1 tRNA gene and 1 rRNA gene are annotated in these 302 nt (G+C 50.3%); both read right to left on the reverse strand.

Annotation, left to right across the window (positions count from 1 at the left end):
- Positions 1-33 precede the first annotated feature (33 nt).
- Positions 34-110 (reverse strand) — tRNA-Asp (locus tag AACS00_RS09945).
- 86 nt (positions 111-196) lie between these two features.
- Positions 197-302, reverse strand: a 5S ribosomal RNA gene (rrf, locus tag AACS00_RS09950); the annotation flags it as partial.

Raw genomic sequence — 302 nt, forward strand, 5'->3', positions numbered from 1 at the left:
AAAGCCTTGCTGTTTAGCAAAGCTCTTTATCAGTGGCGGAGCGGACGGGACTCGAACCCGCGACCCCCGGCGTGACAGGCCGGTATTCTAACCAACTGAACTACCGCTCCACATTGTCTTGTTACTCGATAAAGTCTGATTGGCTGCTTTATTGAGCTTTTGTCTTCAGACCTTGGGTCTAAAAACCAGTATTAAAGCCTGGCGATGTTCTACTCTCACATGGGGAGACCCCACACTACCATCGACGCTGTTTCGTTTCACTTCTGAGTTCGGCATGGAGTCAGGTGGGTCCAAAACGCTAT

The organism is Vibrio sp. 11986-1-5, assembly GCF_963878025.1.
Classification (GTDB): Bacteria; Pseudomonadota; Gammaproteobacteria; order Enterobacterales; family Vibrionaceae; genus Vibrio; species Vibrio injensis.